This is a genomic window from Rhizobium sp. GW821-FHT14E12 (genome assembly GCF_058803745.1).
In genome coordinates, this window is record NZ_JBXAPH010000003.1 from 700,592 (window position 1) to 723,879 (window position 23,288).

Annotated in this window: 19 protein-coding genes; 13 read left to right on the plus strand and 6 right to left on the minus strand. The window is 61.2% G+C overall.

Features of this window, described 5'->3' with window-relative positions:
• The 12 genes from AC1RO0_RS16510 to AC1RO0_RS16565 all read left to right on the plus strand — a co-directional run bounded on the left by AC1RO0_RS16510 (nt 1) and on the right by AC1RO0_RS16565 (nt 14,084).
• Nucleotides 1-1,050, plus strand: coding sequence for a putative FMN-dependent luciferase-like monooxygenase (locus tag AC1RO0_RS16510; protein ID WP_498593964.1), 1,050 nt, complete (start codon nt 1-3; stop codon nt 1,048-1,050).
• Between the two features lie 30 nt (nt 1,051-1,080).
• On the plus strand, nt 1,081-1,689 hold the full coding sequence (locus AC1RO0_RS16515) for a CMD domain protein (RefSeq protein WP_498593965.1): 609 nt from the start codon (nt 1,081-1,083) through the stop codon (nt 1,687-1,689).
• 22 nt (nt 1,690-1,711) lie between these two features.
• Entirely contained in the window at nt 1,712-2,314 is a 603-nt protein-coding gene (locus AC1RO0_RS16520; protein WP_498593966.1) for an alkylhydroperoxidase domain protein, read from the plus strand.
• A gap of 318 nt (nt 2,315-2,632) precedes the next feature.
• A complete protein-coding gene (locus AC1RO0_RS16525; protein ID WP_498593967.1) occupies nt 2,633-3,637 on the plus strand; it encodes an MsnO8 family LLM class oxidoreductase in 1,005 nt (334 codons plus the stop codon).
• A 99-nt stretch (nt 3,638-3,736) separates the two neighbouring features.
• Nucleotides 3,737-4,300: a GNAT family N-acetyltransferase gene (locus tag AC1RO0_RS16530; protein WP_498593968.1), complete on the plus strand. Its 564-nt coding sequence runs from the start codon at nt 3,737-3,739 to the stop codon at nt 4,298-4,300.
• A gap of 47 nt (nt 4,301-4,347) precedes the next feature.
• The gene (locus tag AC1RO0_RS16535; protein ID WP_498593969.1) at nt 4,348-5,982 is read left to right on the plus strand and encodes an ABC transporter substrate-binding protein; all 1,635 of its coding nucleotides are present in this window, start codon (nt 4,348-4,350) and stop codon (nt 5,980-5,982) included.
• Nucleotides 5,983-6,037: 55 nt separating this feature from the next.
• Nucleotides 6,038-7,663 (plus strand): ABC transporter substrate-binding protein, encoded by a 1,626-nt coding sequence (locus AC1RO0_RS16540; protein ID WP_498593970.1) that lies wholly within the window; start codon nt 6,038-6,040, stop codon nt 7,661-7,663.
• Between the two features lie 56 nt (nt 7,664-7,719).
• Nucleotides 7,720-8,721: an ABC transporter permease gene (locus AC1RO0_RS16545; protein ID WP_498593971.1), complete on the plus strand. Its 1,002-nt coding sequence runs from the start codon at nt 7,720-7,722 to the stop codon at nt 8,719-8,721.
• 10 nt (nt 8,722-8,731) lie between these two features.
• Nucleotides 8,732-9,604 carry an ABC transporter permease gene (locus AC1RO0_RS16550; RefSeq protein WP_498593972.1) on the plus strand — a complete coding sequence of 291 codons (873 nt, stop codon included), beginning with the start codon at nt 8,732-8,734 and terminating at the stop codon, nt 9,602-9,604.
• Nucleotides 9,601-11,283: a dipeptide ABC transporter ATP-binding protein gene (locus AC1RO0_RS16555; RefSeq protein ID WP_498593973.1), complete on the plus strand. Its 1,683-nt coding sequence runs from the start codon at nt 9,601-9,603 to the stop codon at nt 11,281-11,283. The genes AC1RO0_RS16550 and AC1RO0_RS16555 overlap by 4 nt, the downstream gene beginning before the upstream one ends.
• Nucleotides 11,284-11,346: 63 nt before the next feature.
• The gene (locus AC1RO0_RS16560) at nt 11,347-12,699 is read left to right on the plus strand and encodes an LLM class flavin-dependent oxidoreductase (protein ID WP_498593974.1); all 1,353 of its coding nucleotides are present in this window, start codon (nt 11,347-11,349) and stop codon (nt 12,697-12,699) included.
• 47 nt (nt 12,700-12,746) lie between these two features.
• Nucleotides 12,747-14,084, plus strand: coding sequence for an NtaA/DmoA family FMN-dependent monooxygenase (locus AC1RO0_RS16565; protein ID WP_498593975.1), 1,338 nt, complete (start codon nt 12,747-12,749; stop codon nt 14,082-14,084).
• A 30-nt stretch (nt 14,085-14,114) separates the two neighbouring features.
• On the opposite strand, the gene AC1RO0_RS16570 is transcribed toward AC1RO0_RS16565, so the two are convergent.
• Genes AC1RO0_RS16570 through AC1RO0_RS16585 form a run of 4 tightly spaced genes read right to left on the minus strand, consistent with a single transcriptional unit; the run spans nt 14,115 to nt 18,702 of the window.
• A complete protein-coding gene (locus AC1RO0_RS16570) occupies nt 14,115-15,062 on the minus strand; it encodes a Csu type fimbrial protein (RefSeq protein ID WP_498593976.1) in 948 nt (315 codons plus the stop codon).
• Between the two features lie 15 nt (nt 15,063-15,077).
• Complete coding sequence (locus tag AC1RO0_RS16575; protein WP_498593977.1) at nt 15,078-17,492, minus strand: fimbria/pilus outer membrane usher protein; 2,415 nt, start codon at nt 17,490-17,492, stop codon at nt 15,078-15,080.
• Nucleotides 17,464-18,183 carry a fimbrial biogenesis chaperone gene (locus tag AC1RO0_RS16580; RefSeq protein ID WP_498593978.1) on the minus strand — a complete coding sequence of 240 codons (720 nt, stop codon included), beginning with the start codon at nt 18,181-18,183 and terminating at the stop codon, nt 17,464-17,466. The genes AC1RO0_RS16575 and AC1RO0_RS16580 overlap by 29 nt, the downstream gene beginning before the upstream one ends.
• A gap of 21 nt (nt 18,184-18,204) precedes the next feature.
• Complete coding sequence (locus AC1RO0_RS16585; protein WP_498593979.1) at nt 18,205-18,702, minus strand: Csu type fimbrial protein; 498 nt, start codon at nt 18,700-18,702, stop codon at nt 18,205-18,207.
• A gap of 494 nt (nt 18,703-19,196) precedes the next feature.
• On the opposite strand from AC1RO0_RS16585, the gene AC1RO0_RS16590 reads away from it, so the two are divergent.
• On the plus strand, nt 19,197-21,758 hold the full coding sequence (locus tag AC1RO0_RS16590; protein WP_498593980.1) for a GcvT family protein: 2,562 nt from the start codon (nt 19,197-19,199) through the stop codon (nt 21,756-21,758).
• Between the two features lie 111 nt (nt 21,759-21,869).
• Here AC1RO0_RS16590 and AC1RO0_RS16595 read toward each other — a convergent pair whose 3' ends face one another.
• Together AC1RO0_RS16595 and AC1RO0_RS16600 are read right to left on the minus strand one after the other, a co-directional pair.
• Nucleotides 21,870-22,370 carry a GNAT family N-acetyltransferase gene (locus tag AC1RO0_RS16595; protein WP_498593981.1) on the minus strand — a complete coding sequence of 167 codons (501 nt, stop codon included), beginning with the start codon at nt 22,368-22,370 and terminating at the stop codon, nt 21,870-21,872.
• A gap of 19 nt (nt 22,371-22,389) precedes the next feature.
• Nucleotides 22,390-23,283 (minus strand): carbohydrate ABC transporter permease, encoded by an 894-nt coding sequence (locus tag AC1RO0_RS16600; protein WP_498593982.1) that lies wholly within the window; start codon nt 23,281-23,283, stop codon nt 22,390-22,392.
• Between the last annotated feature and the right edge of the window lie 5 nt (nt 23,284-23,288).

Below are 23,288 nucleotides of genomic sequence, written 5' to 3' on the forward strand. Positions count from 1 at the left end.
ATGAGCACGCCAGCATCACCGAAAAGACTGGGTTTCTTCAGCCGTGTCCTCGATCAGGTGGATGTGGCGACCCGCTACAGGCTTGTCAGCGAGCAGATCATCCATGCCGAGGCGCAGCGCTTCGATAGCGCCTGGGTGGCGCAGCATCATTTCAATGGCGAGGAGGGCGGCTTACCGTCGCCTCTGGTTTTTCTGGCGGGACTGGCCTCGCGAACATCCCGCATCCGTCTTGGAACGGGCGTCATCACCTTGCCGATGGAAGACGCGGTGCGTGTCGCCGAGGATACCGCCGTGCTCGATATTTTGCTCGATGGACGGTTGGAGGTCGGTGTCGGCACTGGCGGCACGCCGCAAGCCTTCCTGCCATTCGGTCTTGAGAGTGCCGATCGCGGGCTGGTCTACGGCAAGCATCTGGCATTGCTTCGCGACGCATGGGCCGGCCATGAACTTGCAGGCGGCAATCGCCTCTATCCCACAGCGCCGCATCTGCGCGACCGGGTCTGGCAGGCGACATTTTCCGTCGGTGGCGGCGAGCGCGCAGGCCTTGCCGGTGACGGATTGATGCTGTCGCGCACGCAACCGCGACCACCGGAGGCCCCGGATACTGAGCTCTGGGATCTGCAAAATCCGATCATCGACGCCTATCTCGCCGCACTGCCGGACGGGCGTATCCCACGCATTCTCGGCTCCCGTAGCCTCTTCGTGGCCGACAGCCGAAAAGAGGCCCTGCATTTTGCCGAAATCGGCTTGAGGCGCAGTGTCGAGCGCTTTACCGCGAGCGGCTTCACGATCCGGGGCGAGACGACGGCCGACCTGATCAAGGCCTTCGATGTCCATGTCGGCACGCCGGAGGATGTCATCTCATCGCTTCAGGCCGATACCGCGCTTGCGCGGGTGACCGACCTTGTCTTCCAGGTGCATTCCGTCGATCCGCCGCACGAGCATATTCTCCGATCCCTGGAACTCATCGCCGCCCATGTGGCACCCGCCCTTGGCTGGACACCACAGACGCCGGCTTTAAGCGAACGCCGTTTCGCGACCAAAGCCTGAAAACCGACACTTGAAGAGAAGGCCTCGACCATGACTTCGCCGACCACTGACGTCATCGATCTTCTGGTGGGAATTACCGCCGGATCCCCGCTGGACCGGCTGCGCGCCGAAAGGCCGGAAACCCGCCTCAACGCGCAGAAGAGCTATCAGGCACTGTTTGAACCAGCCCATCAAGGCGATGTCACGCAAGACGAGCGGTTCGCGGTTGCCGTCTTCGTTGCGGGCCTGCACGCGGCGACCGATATCAGCGGCTTCTATGCCTCCGGCCTGGCGGACAAGGCGCTGGCCACAGCCGTTGGGGTCGAAGTGGAAAAAGGCCGCACCCACGGACCATACGGTCGTTACCCGGCCGGCCCGCTTTCCAGCGAGGATCGCGCCGGCCTCGTCTATGAGGTGTCCGGCGATAGCCACGATGCTCTCGGGCAGAAGCTCGCCGCGGCGCTGGAACACAGCCATCTTCTCGTTTTCCGCCCGCGCGAGGCGAATGCTGGAGCCTTGCAGAAACTGCTGGACGCGGGTTGGACGACGACTGGCGTTGTCACGCTCTCGCAGATCGTCGCCTTTCTGGCGTTCCAAATCAGGGTTGTCACGGGACTGAAGGCTCTCGCAGCCGATATCGCGCAGTCCGCGTCAGCCTAGCCGAACAGAAGGTAAATCCGATATGACCGAAACCGTCATTCATCCCGAGATCGAAAACCGTCCAAATGTCTTTACCCAGGCCGAAATCGGCTGGACGCCCTGGCTGGAGCCGCTCACTGAGGTGGAGCTGACCGAGCGCCATTGGGCGGGGCTGGTCGACGCATCCCGCTCAAAATCGCCCTATTTCATGCTGCTCGCGCGCGATCCCGAGATCTTGCAGGCGCGCACGAAAACGGACAAGGACATTTTCTACAATGTCGCGGCGGGCCTGCCGCGCGCCGATCGCGAGCTTGCCGCAACGGCGGCTTCGCGGACGAATGGCTGTATCTTCTGCGCCTCCGTGCATTCCCGCTTTGCTTCCCATCATTCGAAGCGCACGGAGGATGTGCAGCGCCTGCTGGATGAGGGAACGGAAACCGATCTTGGCAGCCGCTGGAATGCGCTCGTTTCGGCCTCGTCGGCCTTGACTGAAACGCCTGCGGCGTTTGAAGCAGCTGATATAGGTAAGCTGCGGGAGGAAGGCTTGAGCGATCTCGAGATTGCTGATCTCATCCACGCGGCGGCCTTCTTCAACTGGGCGAACCGGCTCATGCTGTCGCTCGGGGAGCCAACGCCCGTAAAATGATTGTTCGCCAGGTTTTTCCGCCTCCAACGAGGGTTGGTGCAAGTCTGGCATTCCGGATATAGGCGAGGCGGCTGGGGAGCCGCTGATCCGCGGCGGCACGCTCAATTGAGCATACTATCCTGACCCGACATCGCTGATCGCCATCAATACCTCTCTGGCGACCAAATGGTCGGTGAGCGGGGCTGGCCTGCGCTCCTGCCAGATAGGCCGAAAGACATTCTTCGCCACCTGCTCATATTGGAATTTCGTTCCTCGGCAATTTAGACCATTAAACATATAGATTAAGTAGATAATTGAAAATGTTTGATGGCGGATTAGATGGGTTACGCGTTGAGTTTGCTCGACAAAAGTCCGATTGATGGACAGGAGGAAGCGAGTACAGCATTGGCCAGGACGCTTGCCCTGGCACAGCGAGCCGAGCGCTGGGGCTTCCACCGTTTCTGGGTGGCCGAACACCATAACAATGCGCGGCTGGCGAGCTCTTCCCCGGAAGTGCTGATCGCCTTCCTGCTCGCACATACATCCTGCATCAGGATAGGCTCCGGCGGTGTGATGTTGCAGCACTACAGTGCCTACAAGGTTGCCGAGAACTTCAATCTCCTGGCGACGCTGGCGCCAGGCCGCGTCGACCTCGGTGTCGGGAAAGCGCCCGGCGGGCTTCCGCTGTCGACGCGGGCGCTGCAGGGCGCCTATGATCCAGCGCGCAAGCCGACATTCGCCAAGCAGTTGGCCGAACTCGGCGCCTTCCTTGGTAATGAGGCGGCTGGTGAAGATTCTGGGGCCGACCTTCGAGCCTATCCGGTGCCGGCCACTCCGGTGAAGCGCTTTCTGCTGGGCGCCAGCATCGAGAGCGCGGAACTGGCGGCTACCCATGGTTGGGACTTCGTCTATGCGGGCCATCTGAACGGCGACGAAGCCTTGCTCGACGAAGTGCTGGCGACCTATCGCGACGCTAGCGGCGGCAAAGTCCCCGTGCTTGCCATCGGCGTGATCGCCGCGGAGATCGATGCGGCGGCAGAGCGTCTCGCGGGTGACTTGCGGCGCTTCAAGGTGGAGGTGAAGGACGGCCAGAGCGTCACCGTCGGCAGCCTTGCTCAGGCGGAAGAGTATGTCCGGCAGGCGGGCGTGACCGACTACCGAATCGAGGAAAAGATGCCGGGTGTCATCCGTGGCACGGCCGCGCATATCCATGGCGAACTCGATCGGCTTCACCGGCGCTATGGGATCAGTGAATTTATTCTCGATTGCCCCGTCGTCGATGCGCGGGCGCGTCTCGCTTCATTCGACCTTCTGGCGGCAGCGCATCTCGCCGTTGCCGCATGACGCATCTTTTCCAACGGCAAACCAACCACCGGGCGGCTGGATCCGCTGGATCAAGGGCGGCAACAGCGCAATCCGCGCGGCACGGGAGGCCGCCCAACGATGAGTGACAGCATTCGTATCGCCACGGTCGACGACGCACCGGTTTTGCATCGCCTGTTGCAGGCGGCCTATCAGCCATTGCGCGAGATGAACATCCAGTTCACCGCGACCACGGCTGATGTCGATCTGGTTCGCGAGAAGGTTCGCCGGCATACGACTTTCGTTGTCGAGCGTGATGCGGCGATCATCGCCACGGTTTCCGTCCGCTTTCCCTGGCCGATGGGCGAAACGCATCTGACGAGCTATCCGTTCATCCACTGGTTTGCCGTCTCGCCGGACTTCAAGCGGCAATCGATCGGCAGTGTTCTGCTCGATCATGTGGAGTTGACCTTCCTACGCGACCAGATCAAGGCACCTGCCGTCTATCTCGCGACCGCCACCCGGCATCCATGGCTTGCCGGCATCTACGAACGCCGGGGCTATGAGGGTTTCTACAAGCATACCAAGAACGACGACGAGGAGATCGTTCTTCTGCGCAAGATCCTCAATCCGGACATCTACGAAACGCTGGAGGTCGCCGAATACAAGCGCTTCGAGCCGCAACTGCTGGCGCAGGCACAATAGCGCGATCTCATTCGGCAATCGACATTAAGGGCATTGGGGACTGGGGCATGGCGGTAACAAGAAGAGGCTTTATGGGGACGGTAGGCATCGTCGCATTGACGGCGACCATCGGTCCGCGAGCGGCGTGGGCTGGAGGCAGTGCGGTTCCGGTCAAGGGCGGTTCGCTGGTCTATGGCGTCGAAACCGAGCCGAACACGCTGAACCCGCATCTCAACGGCCAGGCCAAGGCCAAGCTCGTGCTGCGCAACGCCTATGAATCCCTGCTGGCGCGGACCGCCGACGGCGGCTATGTCCCCTGGCTCGCGTCCGCTTACGAGATTTCCGAAGACGGCAAGACCTATACGTTCAAGCTGCGCGCCGACGTTACCTTCAGCGACGGCGAAAAGCTCGATGCCGCCGCCGCGGTGCTGAATTTCACCAAGCTGAAGGAGCCGCTCTATTCGGGCAGCATCAGCGCCGGCTATCTCTCCTATGTCGTTGAGGCCAAGGCGGCAGATCAGCACACTGTCGTCTTGAAGCTCGATCGGGTCTACGCGCCGTTTCTCGACGGCGTGGCCAGCATCGATATCCTGTCGCCGCGCGCCTTTGCCTCCACGCAGATCAAGTCCGGCGGTCCGGAGATCGCCGGCACCGGGCCTTTCATCCTCGACCGTTATGTCAGGGGTCAGGAGATCCATTTCGTCCGAAATCCGGATTACAAATGGGCGCCGGCAAGTGCCGGGCATCAGGGGCCGGCCTATCTCGATGAAGTGACCTATCGTTTCCTGTCGGAATCCTCGGTTCGCACCGGCGCGCTCATCTCCGGGCAGGTCGATGTCATCGAGGGAATTTCCGGCAATGACGCCGCTCTCTTCAAAGACAATTCCGATTTTACCTACCAGAGCGCGCTCAATCCCGGCACGCCCTATACGCTCTATCTTAACACCACCTACGGCCCAACTAGGGATGTGAGGGTGCGCAAGGCGGTGATCGCCGCGACGGATGTCGGCCAGATTGTCGACTCCGTCTATCGCCGCGAGCGCACACGCGCCTGGGGCGTGCTGACGCCGGCGGACAAGGATTTCTACGACGCGAGCATCGAGGGCAGCTACGGCTTCGATCCGAAGCGCGCCAATCAATTGCTCGACGAGGCCGGCTGGACGGCGCGCGATGCCGATGGCTTCCGCACCATGGACGGTATGCGCCTGTCGATCGAAATCGTGCAGGCGCAGGTGACGCTGCGCGATCAGCGCGATGTGCTGTTGCAGGCATTGCAGGCCCAGGCACGGCAGAGCGCGGGTATCGAACTCATTCTGAACAATGTTGATTCCGGTACTTATAGCGAGCGGCAGAAGAGCGGAAAATACGGTGCCATTCCCAACTCCACCACGAACCAGGGGAATGCGGTCACCATCTATTTCCACTACCTGCCGCCGGACCAGGGCGGCTCGATCAACTACAGCCGGACCGAGGCGCCTGAGGTTCTGGTCTGGCTGAACAAGGCAGCCTCGACGCTGGATGCCAAGGCACGTTTCGCCACCTACGCCGACCTCCAGCGCTTCGCCATCATAGAGCAGGCTTATGGCCTGCCGCTCTACGTCCCGGAAGACCAGATCGCCTCATCGACACGGGTGCGCGGGGTCGGGTTCCGCCCCTTCAAGCAACTGCCCGAAAATGCCTACGACATCTGGCTGGAAGTTTAGCCGAAGACGAAGCCGCATCCGGCTTTCTTCTTTCATCATGGAGATAATGCGCAATATGTTTTCCCGACGATCTTTCCTGAATGTTACGGCGGCCACGTTTGCAACAGTTCTGCTGCCCATCACCGCGCATGCGCAGGACGGGAACCCTGTCAGCGGCGGCAAGCTCGTCTGGGGCGTGGAGACGGATCCGGCAACGCTCAATCCGCAGCTCAATGGACAAGACAAGACCAAGCTTCTGCTGCGCAACGTCTACGAATCTTTGCTGGCCCGCACGGCGGACGGCGGATACGTCTCTTGGCTTGCCACCGGTTACAAGATCTCCGATGACAGCAAGACCTATACGTTCACGCTGCGCGATGGCGTCACCTTCAGCGATGGCGAGAAACTCGATGCCGCTGCCGTCGTCACCAATTTCACCAGGCTCAAGGATCTCTCTTATTCGGCAGGCAGCGCCAGTGCCGCACAGGCCGCAAGGATAGTCGATGCCAAGGCCGTGGACGATCACACCATCCAGCTGACGCTGGGTGAGGTCTATGCGCCGTTCCTCGATTTCGCCGCCAGCCTCGAAATCCTGTCGCCAAAGGCCTTCGCGTCCTCGCAGCTGAAGTCCGGTGGAACGGAGATTGCCGGCACCGGCCCATTCATCCTTGAGCGCTACGTCAAAGGCCAGGATATCCACTTCGTCAAGAACAAGGCCTATAACTGGCCGCCGAAGACCGCGTCCCATCAGGGGCCGGCCTATCTCGACGAAGTTACCTACCGCTTCCTGCCGGAATTCTCCGTGCGGACAGGCGCTCTGACCTCCGGTCAGGTCGATGTCATCGAGGGCATTTCCGGCAATGATGCCGGGCTGTTCAAGGACAATCCGGACTTCAGCTATCAGACCGCCTTGAATACCGGCACGCCCTATTCGCTGTTCCTGAACGTCACCTACGGGCCGACGCAGGATATCAAGGTGCGCAAAGCGCTAGCTGCCGCCATCGACGTCGATGCCGTGCTCAAGTCGGTCTATCGTGGCGAGCGCACCCGGGCCTGGGGCATTACCTCGCCGATCGATACGCAATTCTATGACAAGACCATCGAAGGCGTCTATGGCAGCGATCCGAAGCTTGCCAACAGCCTCCTTGATGAAGCCGGATGGACGGCCCGCGACGCCGACGGTTTTCGCACCAAGGACGGCAAGCGCCTGACGATCGAGGTGGTGCAGGCACAGGCGACGGTGCGCGACCAGCGTGATGTGCTGCTGCAGGCTCTTCAGGCCCAGGCACGGCAGAATGCCGGGATCGACCTCCTGATCAACTATGTCGACGCCGGTACTTATACCGACCGGCGCAAGACCGGCATCTTCGGCTCGATCGCCAATTCCAACACGCCGACGAACGCGATCGATATCGAATATCACTATCTGCCGCTCGATAAGGGTGGCTCGATCAACTACAGCCGCGTGTCGGCGCCGGAGCTTCTCACCTGGCTGAAAGCCGCCGCCTCGACGCTCGACGATAAGGAGCGCTTCGCTCTCTACGCCAAGCTGCAGCGCTTCGCGATCGTCGATCAGGCCTATGTGCTGCCGCTTTACGAACCGGAAGACCAGGTCGCCGCCGCGTCCTACGTGAAGGGCATCAGCTTCCGTCCATTCAAGCAATTGCCCGAGAGCGCCTACGACATCTGGCGCAGCGAATGACGATCTGAACCCGAGCCGCCTTCCGCATCCCAGCGGAAGGCCAAGGAGCAAGAGATATGGACGTTGAGAATGTGACAGCCATCCGTCAGGCGCCCGTTTCCCGGGTGTCCCGGCGGCTCTTTCCGGCGCGCGGTACGTTGCTATCGCAGATCCTTGGGCGTGTCGGCTCCGGCATCGTCGTGCTGTGGGCGGCCGTGACGCTCAGCTTCGTCAGCCTGCATATCGCGCCCGGCGATATCGTCGATCTCCTGATCGGAGAGCGGATCCGCACGCCGGCGGTTGAGGCGGCGATCCGCGCCGAATGGGGCCTCGATCAGCCACTATACTCGCAATATCTTTCCTATCTCGGGCGCATCCTGCACGGCGATTTCGGCCGTTCCTATATTCTCCAGACTGATGTTTCGGCGCTTGTCCTGTCGCAGCTCCTACCGACGTTAAAATTGACAGCCGCAGCCTTGGTCGTTGCTATCGTCTTCGCCGTGGTGAGCGCGGTCGCCACTGCCGGCCGACGCTGGCCCCGACGCATTGCCGGCGGCATGGAACTCGTGCTGATCTCGACACCATCCTTCTGGCTCGGCATCGTCCTGCTCTTCGTCTTTTCCTTCACGCTCAAGCTCTTTCCGGTCGCCGGCGATCGGACGTTCTCGGCTCTCGTGCTGCCGGCTCTCGCTTTGGGCCTGTCGCTCGGTGCGGTGATCGGCCAGGTGCTGCGCGAAGGGTTGGAGCGGGCGCTCGAGGAACCCTTTGCACTCACCGTGCGCAGTTGGGGAGCAAGCAGTCTCACCCTGCGGCTGCGTCACGGGTTACGACATGCTGCGCTGCCGGCGGTGACGCTGACGGGCTGGCTCGTCGGCGGTCTCCTGTCCGGCGCCGTCATCACCGAGCAGGTGTTCGGACGCCCCGGCCTCGGCAAGGTCACTGTCGATGCCGTGCTCGGCAAGGACCTGCCGGTGGTGCTGGCGGTCGCGATCCTGTCCGCCTTCATCTACGTCGTGCTCAGCACGCTGGTCGATGTGCTTTATCTGTTTCTCGATCCGCGTCTGCGGTCGCGTGCGTGAGAGATCCGACATGAGCCTCACGACAACAATCTCGCCCGCCGCCGGTCTCAATCTCCGGCGCATCCTTGGGGTTGCCGTTGCCCGTCCCGGCCTTCTGGCCGCGGCAGCCTTCCTCCTGCTGGTCGCTCTCGGAGTGACCTGGCCGCATCTCTTGAGTTCTTATAATCCGATTGCCGCCGATCCGCTCCAGGCGCAATTGCCGCCGGACGCAACTCATTGGTTCGGCACGGACCAGCTTGGCCGCGATGTCTTTTCCCGCGTCGTCCATGGCGCGCGCTATTCCATCCTGATCGGCGTCAGCGCCGTGGTAATCGCCGCGACCGTGGGATCGATCCTGGGGCTTGCCGCCGGGTTGGCGCGAGGGCTCGTCGACGAAGCGATCACCCGCTTTCTCGACGTCGTCTCCGCCTTTCCTGATCTGCTGCTGGCGCTGGTCCTGATTTCCTTTACCGGCCCTGGCACCTACAACCTCATCTTTGCCCTCGGCGTCGCCTCCATTCCGCGCTTTGCCAGAGTGGTACGTGCCCAAACCTTCGTCATCGCCGAATCCGGCTATGTCGAACAGGCGCGGACATTCGGTCTTGCGCCGGCTGTGCTCATCCTGCGGCATGTCCTGCCGCATGCGATCGCCCAGGTACCGATCCTCGCCACCATCGGCCTCGGCACCGCGATCATCAGCGCCGCCGGCCTGAGCTTCCTCGGTATGGGGCCGCAACCGCCGACGCCCGAATGGGGCGCCATGCTGGCGGAGGGCCGCAACTATTTGCGCGTCGCCTGGTGGATCGGTGTCTGGCCGGGCGTCGTGATCACGCTCACGGTCATCTCCGTCAGCGTCCTCGGGCGCCAATGGCAGGCAGCTTTCGAAGGCAGGAGGCGTGCATGACCTCGCTTGTTCACGTCCGCAACCTGAGCATCGCCTTCCCGGGCGCAGAGGATGCGAATGTCGTCGTCCGCGGTCTCGACCTGACCATCCATCGCGGGGAATCGGTGGCGCTGGTGGGTGAGTCCGGTTCCGGCAAGTCCGTGACCGCCCGCTCGCTCGTCGGATTGAGCGGTCCCGGCGCGACGGTGACCGCCGATGTCTTCAATGTTGACGGCGAGAGCGTACTCGATTTTCGCGAGCGAGACTGGCGGCGCCTGAGAGGGCAAAAGGTCGGCTTCGTGCTGCAGGATGCGCTGGTGTCGCTGGATCCGCTGCGCCGCATCTCTCAGCAATTGTCGGACGCGATCGGAAACCGCAGCCTGCTGCGCCGTCGCGAACTGCGGGACGACAGCATGGCGCTGCTGCGCTCCGTCGGCATTGGAGATCCGGAACGACGCCTGCCGCAATATCCGCATCAGCTTTCCGGCGGGCTGCGCCAGCGCGCCCTGATCGCCACCGCGATTGCCCGGCAGCCGGCCCTTGTCATTGCCGATGAGCCGACGACGGCGCTCGACGCGACCGTGCAGAAGCAAATCCTCGACCTCCTGGCGGAGCGCCGGCGCGCCGGCAATACGCTGCTGCTGATCAGCCATGACTTGGCAGTCGTCTCGCGGCTGGCGGACCGGGTGCTGGTCATGCGCAATGGCGAGGTCGTGGAGGAAGGGCGCACGCAGGAGATCCTCTCCGCACCGCGCCACCCCTATACGCGCCAGTTGCTCGATGCGATTCCTTCGGCACATTCCCGTGGCTATCGGCTGGCGCCGGCGAGCGACGAGGCCGGCAAGTTGCAAGCAGAGGGCCTGACAAAGGTGTCGGCGCAGGCAAAGGGTGCCGAACGGTTAAGAATTCCTCTTCCCGTGAAGCAGATTGATGTGCGGCGAAGCATGCTTGTCGCCGAACACCTGTCGAAACGCTATGGCAGCGGCGCGTCGGCATCCCACGTCGTCAACGACGTCTCCTTCAGACTGGCCGCAGGCGAAGCCCTCGGCATCGTCGGCGAATCCGGGTCGGGAAAGACGACCGTCGCGCGAATCATCCTCGGCCTCGTTGCCGCTGATGCCGGAAGGGTCCTCATCGACGGGCGGCCCTGGAGCGGGCTGACCGAGGCACAGCGCCGGGCTCAGCGCGCCGGCATCCAGCTGATCGCACAGGACGCGCTGAGCTCTTTTGATCCACGATACACGGTCGAGAAGATCGTTGGCGAAAGCCTGGATTCCGTCGGCGTCTTCGGTGCCGAACGCAAGGCGCGGGTCATCGAGATTCTTGATGCGGTGCGGCTGGGGACCAGTTTCCTTGGCCGCTACCCGCGCGAGCTTTCCGGCGGCCAAAGGCAAAGGGTCGCGATTGCCCGCGCCTTTGCTCCACGTCCGAAATTGCTGGTTGCCGACGAGCCGGTCAGCGCGCTCGATGTTTCCATCCAGGCGCAGATCCTCGATCTGCTCGCCGAGCTTCAGGCAGCCTCCGGCACGTCGCTCTTGTTCATCTCGCACGATCTCGGCGTCGTCCATCATCTGACCGACCGTGTCGTCGTGATGAAGGAAGGGCGGATTGTCGAGACAGGCGATGTCGGCACGGTCTTTTCGACGCCGCGGCACAGCTACACTCAGGCCCTCTTGGAGGCCATTCCCACCCTGGCGTGAATTGCTCGCCGCAACAACGCGGCAAGCGGCTTGCGACATTGACGACCATCAAGGAACGTGACGATGAGTGACAAGACGAACAAGCGGCAGATCAGGCTCGGTGCCATCATCCAGGGGGCGTCCGGCAATATGTCCGCCTGGCGCCACAAGGATGCGATTGCGGATGCCAGCATCAATTTCGATTATTGCAAGGCGCTCGCCAAAAAGGCGGAAGAGGGCAAGATCGATTTCCTGTTCATCGCCGACGGGCTCTACATCAATCACAAGTCCATTCCGCATTTCCTCAACCGTTTCGAGCCGATCACCCTCCTGTCGAGCCTCGCCTCGACCACATCGCGCATCGGCCTCGTCGGCACGCTTTCGACCTCCTACAGCGATCCCTTCACGGTCGCGCGTCAATTCTCCAGCCTGGATCATCTGAGCGACGGCCGCGCCGGATGGAATGTGGTGACATCACCGCTCGAAGGCTCGGCCAAGAATTTCTCGCGGGCGGAGCATCCGGAGCACGGCAAGCGCTATCACATCGCGACGGAGTTCCTGCAAGTGACCAAGGGTCTCTGGGATTCCTGGGAAGACGATGCCTTCGTGCGCGACAAGGAAACCGGCGTCTTCTTCGATCCGGACAAGCTTCATACGCTCCATCACAAGGGCGAGTATTTCTCAGTCGAAGGCCCGTTGAACGTAGGCCGGTCGAGGCAGGGCCGCCCCATCCTGTTCCAGGCCGGCGCTTCGGAGGACGGCAAGAAGCTGGCTGCCGGTGAGGCAGATGCGATCTATACAAGGCAGGAGACGATCGAGTTGGCGCGCGAGTTCTACCTGGACGTCAAGCGGCAGCTCGTCGAGAACGGTCGTAGTGAGGACGATCTGCTGCTCTTCCAAGGCATCAGCATCATCGTCGGCGATAGTGCCGAGGATGCCGAGCGCAAATATTGGGAAACGGCTGAATTGGTGACGATCGAAAATGCGCTCGATTATCTCGGGCGCTATTTCGAGCATCACGATTTCTCGCAATATCCGCTGGACGCGCCGTTCCCGGATATCGGCGATCTCGGCCAGAACAGTTTCCGCAGCACAACCGATACCATCAAGAGCAATGCGCGCGAGCGCGGCCTCACCTTGCGCCAAGTCGCCCTGCAGGCGGCAACGCCGCTTCCGAGCTTCATCGGCACCGCCGAGACGGTCGCCGACGGATTGCAGCAATGGTTCGAGGCCGGCGCCACCGACGGCTTCATCGTCAGGGGAGGAACGCCGACCGCCTTCGACGATTTCGTCGATCGCGTGATCCCGATCCTGCAGGCGCGCGGCCTGTTCCGCCATGACTACGAAGGCGAAACCCTGCGCGAACATCTCGGATTGCCTTTTCCAGTCAATCGTTATGCCGCGACCACGAAAGAAGAGCTCGCGAGCGCCAGCTAGGCGCAGGCGAGATCCGCACCGCCATTGAAAAAATCAGGAGTCCCCGTATGACTATCGCCCGTCCCCGCCGCCTGAAGACGCTGGTTGGCGCCGGCAATTTTGCGTTTGCGTCCAATGATGAGAGCCCAGTGGCCGGTGCACGGCGGTCCGCCGAGCTTGCGCGCAAAGCGGAAGCGGAAAAGATAACCGGTCTGTTCACGGCCGATCTTCTTCATGCCGATCCCGACGGCCTTTCCGGTACAACGGGGACGCAGGAACCCATCGTGGCGCTGGCCGCGCTCAGTCAGGTGACATCGCATATCGGCCTGATAGCGACGGTATCGACCACCTACCATCATCCCTATAATCTCGCTCGTCTGATCGGAACGCTGGATCACGCAAGCGGCGGCCGAGCGGCGTGGAACGCAGTGACGTCTTCCGTCGGCGAGGAGAATTTCGGGGGCGACACGCTGCCGGATCCGGCAAAGCGCTACGCGCGCGCTACGGAATTTATTGAGGTGGTCAATGCGCTTTTCGATGCCAACGATCCGGAGGCTGCACGGCGGGGCTTGAGTGGATCGATCAGCGTCGATCCTTCCAAGCTGCACCGCATCGACTATCGCGGCGAGCATTTTCAGGTTCAAGGACCGTTGAACGTTCCGCCGCCACCGCAAGGCCGGCCCGTCCTGTTTCAGGCGGGCCAGTCCGCCGAGGGCGTGACGTTGGGCGCCCGCTATGCCGAGGTGGTCTATACGTCGCAGCCGACGCTGGAGGCTGCCACTGCTTTCGTCACGGAACTAAGACGGCAGGCGCGCGGCTTCGGTCGCGGCGGCGATCTGCCGCTGGTGATGAATTCCTTCCACTCCGTTATTGGTGACAGCGAGGCTGACGTCGCACGCCGCCTTCGCGAGAAGCACGAAAAGATCGACTATCAGAAGGGCCGGCTGAAGCTTGCCGACATGCTGGGGGGCGATATCGAGCTATCGGACCTGCCGCTTGATCAGCCGCTGCCCCAGAGCCTGCTGCCGGAGATCGACAGCGTCAACCGCCGGCGCGGCCGCGTCGAGATTTTCCGTCGTTATGCGCAGCAGGGGCTGAGCCTTCGTGAGCTGATCATCCAGGCGCAGGAAACGGGTCATTGGTCGGTCGCCGGGACCCCGGAGCAGCTTGCCGATGCCTTGGAGGAGCGTTTCCGGGCAGGCGTGCTCGACGTCATTTCGCTCCACGGGCTCGGTAATCCGGATCAGGAGGACCTGCTGCTGAACGGGCTCCTTCCGGAACTGCGCAAACGCTCGCTGTTGGACGCTGACTATTTTGACGGGGACTTCCGCGCCAATCTCGAACTGCCGAAACCGTGGGCCAGTCACGGGGCGGAGGCGATCGCCCGCCAGGTGAACCGACGATAAGCCGTTTCGACGATGCGAAACCGTCTTTGATCAATAGGTCAGTGTCACGACCACCGTATCGGTATAGGTTCCAGGCGTTGGTGTGGTCTGGGGAGGCACGCGGCCATAGACAGTCAAGACCTGGGCGGCGCCGGTTCCGGTGCCCGCCACCGTGCTGCCCGGCGTGGTCGCATCGCCCCAGGGCTGCGATCGGTTCATATCCTTGTAGAGCCCATAGGTCACGGTTTCCGCTGCCTTCGACATTTTGCGCGCCGTGGGCGCGGCATTCGCGAGGCCGCCGCCCAAGGAAATCGTATAGGTCGTTCCAGCCGTGCAGGTCGCTGTCACCGAGCCTGTGGCGTCGATATTGGCGCTCAGGACGCCCCTGGTGCCGAAATCGACATTCCCCACGCTGATCAGACAATTGGGGGCAACGCTGGCGGTAACGTTGAAGGACACGCCGGTCAGCGTTCCCGCGGGTGCATCGCAAGTGGTGTCGGCGCTGTAGCGATAAATGAAATAGGTGTCGGCTGTCGCAAAGGTCGAGAGATAAGGCCCCGGCGCCGCTGCGCCCTGGCTGCCCAACACGGTACCATAGAGGGTTGTGGAGCTATTGACGAACCCAAGCAGGTTCAGGTTCACGGCGTAAGCGGGTGGCTTGGCCGGGTAAGCCCAGTTATTCGAGCCCCATATGATGCTCCGCCCGGAATCGGAATAGAGTTGATAATTCAGGGTATGGGTTCCATTCAGCATCTGACGCGCCGCTGCCGAAGACGCGCCGCCGCTGCCCGCGTTAATGCCGGGGCAAATCAGGATACGCCGCGACGTCAGAAGCTCTCCGGTGCAGCTGACGCTTATCGTCGCCATCGAGTTGACCGGACCGCCGGTCAGAGTATCGACCGCACCGAAGCTCATGTCGGTGGCTGTGAAGCTGCAACTTTGCGCAAGGCACAGGGAAGGCAATAGCGAGAAAAGCAGGAAACCGATTGCGCGTAGCATTCCTTGATCCTTGGCTCACAAACATTTCACGTCATTGATGACGATTTGTTTGCCCGGTTGAGGCTTGTAGGGAAATTCGGCGTGACATGTGCTGCCGTCCTGGAGCGCAATGTCGATTGCGTTTCGCGCGCCCAGGCCGCGGAGATAGACTTGGCCGTCATAGCCGGTGACAAACTCTTCGCCCGTCGCTTGCAGTTTGCCGTTGAGGCCGGCTTGAAGAGGCGCCCCGTTTTTGTCGGTGATGGTTATCAGCGCAGCTTTCGGGGTTTCGGAGACGCCGAATTTTACAACGACGCCGCTACGGGCCGCCGGAACCACGACCTCCTTCGTCGCCGGCACGTCGGCATCGACGGGAAGATTTTTCGGATCGATGGATACGGTATTCGGTTCATAGGAATTGAGGTTTGGCACGAGGATACGGCCGCTGTTGTTAGTCTTGCCGACCGGCCGGTTCTGCTGCTGGACCTCGACCCCCGGCGTGCCGACATCGACGACGGCAAAGGCGTCATCGATGCGGGTCGAGGCAAAGACATCACCGCCGGCAACGGCAATCGCGCCGTCCATTTGGCCGGTGGCGCGGACATTCCCGTCATACTGCTGAACGCCGGCCTCGAAACGCGCGAAAGGCGCGCGATAGCTCATCGACGCTTGCCGGTTTGCGTTTTTACCTTCCGAGGTCCGCGCGCGCCAGCCAATGCTGCCGTCTTCCGGCTGCTCCGACTTGGAAATATCGGCGACGACATTGAAACCATCCGGGCCGCTTTCGATGCCGGTGCTGGCGGAGATGTTGTTTCCGAACGGGATGGAAAGGCCGGCGAAAATCCCGAAACTCTTGCGGTCGTCGAGATCGGCGAAGGCCGTGGCGTAAAAGCTCGCCCGCTTGAAGGTCTGGCTATAGGAGAGGCCGGCAATCTGGCTCTTCCGGCCATCGGCATTTTCAAATCTGGTATAGGAAAGGTTGAGGCTGGATAGATCCAGTGGCGTGGGAACACTTAAGGTGACCTGGTCGATGGCGCGGGGCACGCCGGCGCTGAGCACGGTGAACTGACCGGAGCCGTTGTAAGTCGGCTCGGCCGTAACGGATGCTATGTCGTCGTAATTGTCGAAGGCGCGCTGCATGCGGGTGTAGATCGACCAATCATTGTAGCTCATTTCCAGCGTGGCGTTGAACAATGCACCTGAGCGGCTGCCGCTCGAGCTTCCGGCGACGGCGGCCGATGCGACACCCCAGGCACCGATGGGAAAGGCGGCGCCGATGCCGCCATTGAGCAGGTTGGCGCCGCCCTCGAAATGGCTTTCCAAGGTCAGCCAATCGGTTACTCCGTAGCGTGCCGTGGCGACGCCCATGATGCGGCCGTCATAGTCGCTGGATTCTATCCCGAAGTTGCGGCGGGGAGCGCCGACCTCGACCGAGAAATCGTACAGGCCCTGACGCAAGAGCCGGTTTGACGAATAGAACGGCAGTGTCGCGGACGTCTCACGCCCGAGACTGTCGCGCAGTACGACGCGAGCCTCGCCGGCACCGGAAAATACCGGCAGGTTGGTGACCTGGTATGGACCGGCGGGAACGTCGCCCGAATAGGATCTGACGTTCTGGGTGTAGATTTCGAGCGTGGAGGGAACCGCAGCCGTTCCCTCGAATGCGGGCAAGGGTTCCGTCACCAGATCGGACCGCAGCGCGAAATTGCGCTGCGCCTGGATGCCGCCGAAATAGACGGGGCGGGTCCATGAAAGACCTCCGGTGGTGAAGTCGCCCACCCGGTAGGTTATCAGCCTCTTGGGGTCGGAGTAGCTCCAGGTCGTATTGAGCCTGGTTATGCCGTCAAGGCTGCCGTCGGAATAGCCGGCTATGAACGACTGGCTCAGCGCCCCATAGGGACTGAAGATGCGGGCATCGAATGAGCCGGAAATGCCCTGAAACAGGCCGGCATCGCTGTTGCTCAGGCTGTTGGAACTGGCAAAAAGGGAGTAATTGAGCACGCTTCCGTAGCCGGATTGGGGTTCCGGGATACCATTCCTCTGATTTTTCCCGATATTGATGACGCGCGCCGCACGGCCGCTATTTGTCGTTGTCACGTAGATTTGCTGGTTTTGCGCATCGACGCGGTAGGACAGGCCAGGCAGCTTGTCGAGCTCAATCAACTCGTCGTCGGCAGCGCCTGCCGGGGGCTTTATGCCGACTTCGCGAAGCTCTCCGGCGCTTGCCTTGAGCGAGCCGTCAGGCTGCTGCTTGAAGTTGCCAATCATCTTCATCGAAGCATCGTTGATGAACACCTCAAGAAAAAGATCCTGTGCGTCGGCAGGCATGTCACCGGTATTGGCCGTCGTCGGCTCGTTGGGCACTTCTTGCGCGCGCGGCGCGGAAACGCAGAAAATGGAGCATGCAATGGCGATCCAGAGGCTAGCGCTTCGTGATTGCGATGTTGGCATTGAACGGCCCAAGATCACTCTGGCCTTGTAGGGTTACTGCGCCGCCGGAAAGGGATTTTGCGCTCCCGATCGGCCATTGCATTGTTGTGCCGCCAAGGACGTACCCGACGAGGCCGTTTCGACTGCCGATTTTCGTGGCTCCTTGCTTGAGGGTGACGTTCGATAGACGAAAACGACTGCCGCCGTTGTTCTTGCCGGTCAGGAAAAGGCTGTCGCCCTGCCGGCTCAAATTCCAGGTGACATCGGCCGCCTTGGCATCGGCATTCTTGAAAAAGACGGGGATGGAGTGGCGCACGATCAGGGTCACGGTGCCGGCTTTTGCGCGGGAGGGATCCGGTAGCTCATCAACGATGACGCGATAGGTCTCCTCGGTTCGCACCGGCGCCTTGGTCGTTCTGATCACCCTGACCGTATAGCCTGCATTCGGCGCCATCTTGGTCGCCGGCGGGCTGGCCACGACGTTTGTTGTCGGTTCCAGCTTTTCGACGCCGCCTGTCTGGCTCCACTTGAACACACGTACCTGCACATTGATGGGATGGTCGCCGTCATTGGTCAGGTTGAGCACCCCGGTGCTGTCAGGCGCGATGAGTTCAAGATTGGTGGGCGCCGCGCGCAGGGAGGCGGCGTTTCCAAGGCAAGCGTTCAAAAGAACAAGCGCCGTCGTGGCAAGGCATGTAAACATGCGTTGCATAGCAGCCTCCTAGCAATGAATTCAGTAGGTGACGGTAATCGCCACCGTGTCGGTATAGGTGCCGGCGGCCGGTGTGGTTTGCGCCGGGACCCGTCCATAGACCGGGATGTTCTGTACGTTGCCGTTACCCGTGCCTGCGACCGTATCCGTCCCGACCGTCACGCCCCAAAGAAGGGTGTGTCCGCTGTCGCGGTAGATAGAGTAGTTGACCGTCGCCGATGCCGGGCCGGTCATTTGGCGAACGGCCGTTGTCGCGCTAGCCCCCGCACCGGCACTCAAGCCGACATTGTAGGTCTGCCCCGTCGTGCATTGAACACCGATGGAGCTGGTCTGGTCGTTTGTGGCGTCGAGGACGCCCTTGGTGCCGAAATCGAGATCGCTGGCGCTCTGGACCTTGCACTCTGCCTGGATGACGATGCGAACCGTCATATTGCCGGACGCGGTGGCAGCCATGACGGGTGCCTCTGTGATGAAGATTGCAGCACCGACGAGTAAGGCACCGCGTAGCGCTTTCAACATGTGTAGTCCCCTCCGCAGCTTCCCCACGAACCTGCTAATATCCTAAATTAATCATATATGGATCATGATGGCAACAAGGCAAAAAGATATTGAGTTCTTTTCTTTGGAAGTCGGAGATTTTCCGCAGTAAAATAATATTTATTGGAGAATTACCGGACTATATGTGTTTCGCTTTCGTGAAAAAGTTAACAAAATATAAACTATAGTGTTGCGACTCGGTTGGAGCGGATGAGGAGCCTTTTTGCTTCGGCTTTGCCAATTGAAGACTGGAGCGTCGTTCGCTCGGCAAACCGATTCGCATCTGTCAGGGTCGAACCCGACGTGCTCAGACGATCTATCGCTATTCGACATCTGATGTCAGAACTTGAAAATCTTTTGCGGCCATATACCCGTGGGCTGGTCGTGATGCATTTTGATAATGTCGCAGAAAAGCACCGATGACGTCGCCGCTCGCGCTAAGGTCTCGGCAAATCCAAAGTTCGGAGTCGCAAGCAATGGCAGAGTTTCCCCAGAAGGCCAAGGTCGTCATCATCGGCCTCGGCGGTATCGTTGGCGCATCGATCGCGCATCATCTGATTGAGCGCGGATGGGACGATATCGTCGGTATCGATAAGTCCGGCATCCCGACCGATATCGGCTCGACGGCGCATGCTTCCGATTTCTGTTACACCACCAGCCACGACTATCTCTCGGTCTGGACCACGCAGTATTCGATCGATTTTTTCGAGAAGATGGGACACTACGCCCGCATTGGCGGTCTTGAGGTTGCCCGCACGGGTGACGACACCTGGATGGAAGAGATCAGGCGCAAGGCTTCCTCCGGTAAGGCCTTCGGTACCAATGTTCGGCTCGTCACCCCTTCCGAGATCAAGGAAATGTTCCCGCTGATCGAGGAAGATCAGGTGCAGGGCGGTATGTTCGATCCGGATGCCGGCCTCGTCGTCCCGCGCTCGCAGACCGTCGCCGGCAAGCTGGTGGATGCGGCCGAGAAGTCCGGCAAGCTGAAGGTATTTGGCAACACGCCCGCGCAGTCGTTGATCGTCGAGGGTGGCCGCATCAAGGGGGTGGTCACGCATCGCGGTACGATCATGGCGGACCATGTCATCGTCTGTGCCGGCATCTGGGGCCGCCTGATCGCCGAGATGGTTGGCGAAGACCTGCCGGTCATGCCGGTGGATCATCCGCTCACCTTCTTCGGTCCTTATAATGAGTTCGAAGGTACGGGTAAGGACATCGGCTTTCCGCTGCTCAGAGACCAGGGCAATTCCGCCTATATGCGCGACACCGGCGATCCGAAGACGACGGAAGGCGGCCAGATCGAGTGGGGTTATTACGAGACCACCAATCCTCGCCTCTGCCACCCGCGCGACATTCTTGAAAAGCACGAGGCCCGTCTGTCGCCGTCGCAGCGCGACCTTGAGATGGAACAGATCATCGAGCCGCTCGAGCGCGCCATGGAACTGACGCCGATCCTCGGCGAGCTCGGCTATAATGAGGGCCATTCCTTCAACGGCCTGCTGCAGGTTTCCGCCGCCGGCGGTCCGTCCTGTGGCGAAAGCCAGAAGGTGCGCGGCCTCTGGTACTGCGTCGCCATCTGGGTGAAGGACGGTCCGGGCTACGGCAAGCTCATCGCGGACTGGATGACCGACGGTCGTACCGAGATCGACCACAACAGCATCGACTACGCGCGCTTCTATCCGCACCAGCTGACCGAAGAGTTTATCGAGAGCCGCTGCTACGAAGCCGCCCAGAAGATCTACTTCCCGGCCGTGCATACGCGCGAACCCTACGCCTCGGGCCGCAACGTCAAGCGTTCGCCTTTCCACGAGCGCGAGAAGGAGCTTGGCGGCTATTTCATGGAGCTCGGGGGCTGGGAGCGCGCGCATGGTTATGCCGCGAACGAGCACCTGCTAGAGAAGTATGGCGATCGCGTGCCGGTGCGTCAGAACGAGTGGGACAGCCGCCACTTCTGGCGCGTCTCCAACGCCGAGCATCTGGCGATGAGCGAAGATTGCGGTATCGTCAATCTCTCGCATTTCCACATGGTCGACATTGAGGGGCCTGATCATGTCGAGCTGCTCGAATGGCTTTGCGCCGCAAAGATCGGCGGCGATGGCAATATCGGCAAGGGTATCTACACCCACTTCCTCGACGACGAGGGCATGGTGCGCGCCGACTTTACCGTCATCCGCATGGCCGACCGCTGCCGGTTGATCAACGGTGCCGATGCCGGCCCGCGCGATTTCCACTATATGCGCCGTGTCGCCGAGGACCGGGGACTTGACGTCACCATCACCGACGTCACCGAGAAGTTCATCACCGTCGGCATCTGGGGGCCGAATGCCCGCGAGACGCTGAAGAAGGTGGTGGCCGATCCAGCCGGGCTCGATGCGGAAAACTTCCCCTTCGCGGCGATCAAGCAGATTGAGATCGGCGGCAAGACCGTTACCGCCTTCCGCATCTCCTATGTCGGTGAGCAGGGCTGGGAACTGCACATGAAGTACGAGGACGGCCTTGCCGTCTGGGATGCTCTACGCTCCACCGGCGTGATGGCCTTCGGTGTCGAGACCTATGCGAATTCGCGTCGCATGGAAAAGAGTCTGCGCCTGCAGAACGCAGACCTCTTGACGCAGTACAATCTGATCGAGGCGGATCTTGCCCGTCCGAAGGTCAAGGAAGCTGACTTCCGTGGCAAGGCAAAGCATCTGGAGTACAAGGCTCGCGAGCATCAGCCGGCCATGCTTTGCACGCTGGTCATGACGGAGAACACCGACAAAAGCGGCGTCAAGCGCTATCCGCTCGGCAATCTCCCGGTCATGGACCCGGAAACAGGCAAGGTGCTGATCGATGAGCTCGGCCGCCGTTCCTACACGACCTCCATCGCCTTCGGCCCGACGATCGGCAAGAACATCGCGCTTGCCTACCTTCCCTGGGCCTATTGCCAGGAAGGCCGCAAGCTGAACGTCGAATATTTCGGCGAGACCTATCCGGTCGAGGTTGTGAGCATCGGCTACAAGCCGCTGTATGATGCGGAAAACCTGAAGCCGAGAAGCTAAGCGGAGCGATCCGTACTCCGCCTCTCAGGGCTCATGTATGAAACAACGCCGCCTGGATGAGACCTTCGCCAGGCGGCGTTCATTTTTTTTCCAATCGTGGTGGCATCGATGTCAGTCGGATTTCGACACTTCGCTCGGATTGGCAAGTGGCAGCATGCCGCGATAAATGCCGGGGACTGAGCCTTCGATCTGGATCGCGCCGACGCTCCGGCGATAGAACTCCATCGGGCCGGCGCCGCCGATCACGCCATAGGCGTAACCCTGGGCATGCATGTCCAGAAGTGTCGCTAAAAGGAGAGCTTGGCCGATGCCTTTGCCGCGCATCGACAGGTCAACGCCGGTCGGCCCGAAGAAGCCCTTCGCGGTGGCGTCATGGCAGGCAAAGCCAACCAGCACGCCATCCTTGACGGCGATAAAGCAGGTCGGCGGCTGGCGCATGGTGGCGGCCGTCGCCTCCGCCGCCCAGCCCGCGCCGAACAGCGGCTGGATCCAAGCGGTCAGCGCGCCAAGTTCCGGCGCCAGCACGCGGCGGATGACGATCCCCTCGCTCTCCATACGCTTCTGCAGCGCCGGGTCCGGCTTCAATTCGTAGAGCTTAACAAGCATGTCCATCGGTCGATCCTTTGTCTCATCAGCCTTTTACGGCACCGGCCGTCAAGCCGGCGACGATCCGCCTCTGGAAGAGCAGGACCACGATGATGAGGGGTAGCGTCACTGTGACCGAGGCTGCCATGATCTGCCCGAAGGGATATTCGAAGCGGCTGGTGCCAGCAATCAGGCCGATGGCGACCGGCACGGTGCGGTTTTCGTCGGTGAGGGTGAAGGTGAGGGCGAAGAGGAATTCGTTCCAGGCGAGGATGAAGGCGAGGATGCCGGTGCTGGCAAGCGACGGCCCCATCAGCGGCAGGAGAATCTTCATGAGAATCCGGAAATGCGAGCAGCCGTCGATGATCGCCGCCTCCTCCAACTCGCGCGGGAATTCGCGGATGAAGGTCGTCAGGATCCAGGTGGTGAACGGCACGGTCGACAGCAGATAGGTCAGCACCAGCGCGCTCGGGCGATTGAAGAGCCCCAACCAGTTGATCAGTTCGAACATGCCCGACAGCACGACCACCTGCGGGAAGATCGAGACCATCAGCACGATCATCAGCATCGCGCGCCGCTGCGGAAAGTCGATCCGGCCGAGCGCATAGGCGGCGCTCAACCCGATGACAAGCGACAGGAAGGTCGTTGTCGTAGCGACATAGACGGAATTCAAAAGGGACCGCATGAACACCGGATTGTCGATCAGTTGCCGGTAGTAGGTGAAATCGAAGGCCGGCAGAAGGGCCGAGTGGTAAAGCGCAGCACCTTGCTTGGTCGAGGAGACGAAAGCCCAGTAGTAGGGAAAGAGCGTGTAGAAGAGCACGAACAGGAGGGCCACGATCTGCAGGCCTCTGACGCACCGTCGTCTCATTCGATAATAGGAGGACGATTTGCGCTGGGGTCTTTCGATACCGGACCTTTGCGTAATTGCGTCTGCCATTTGCG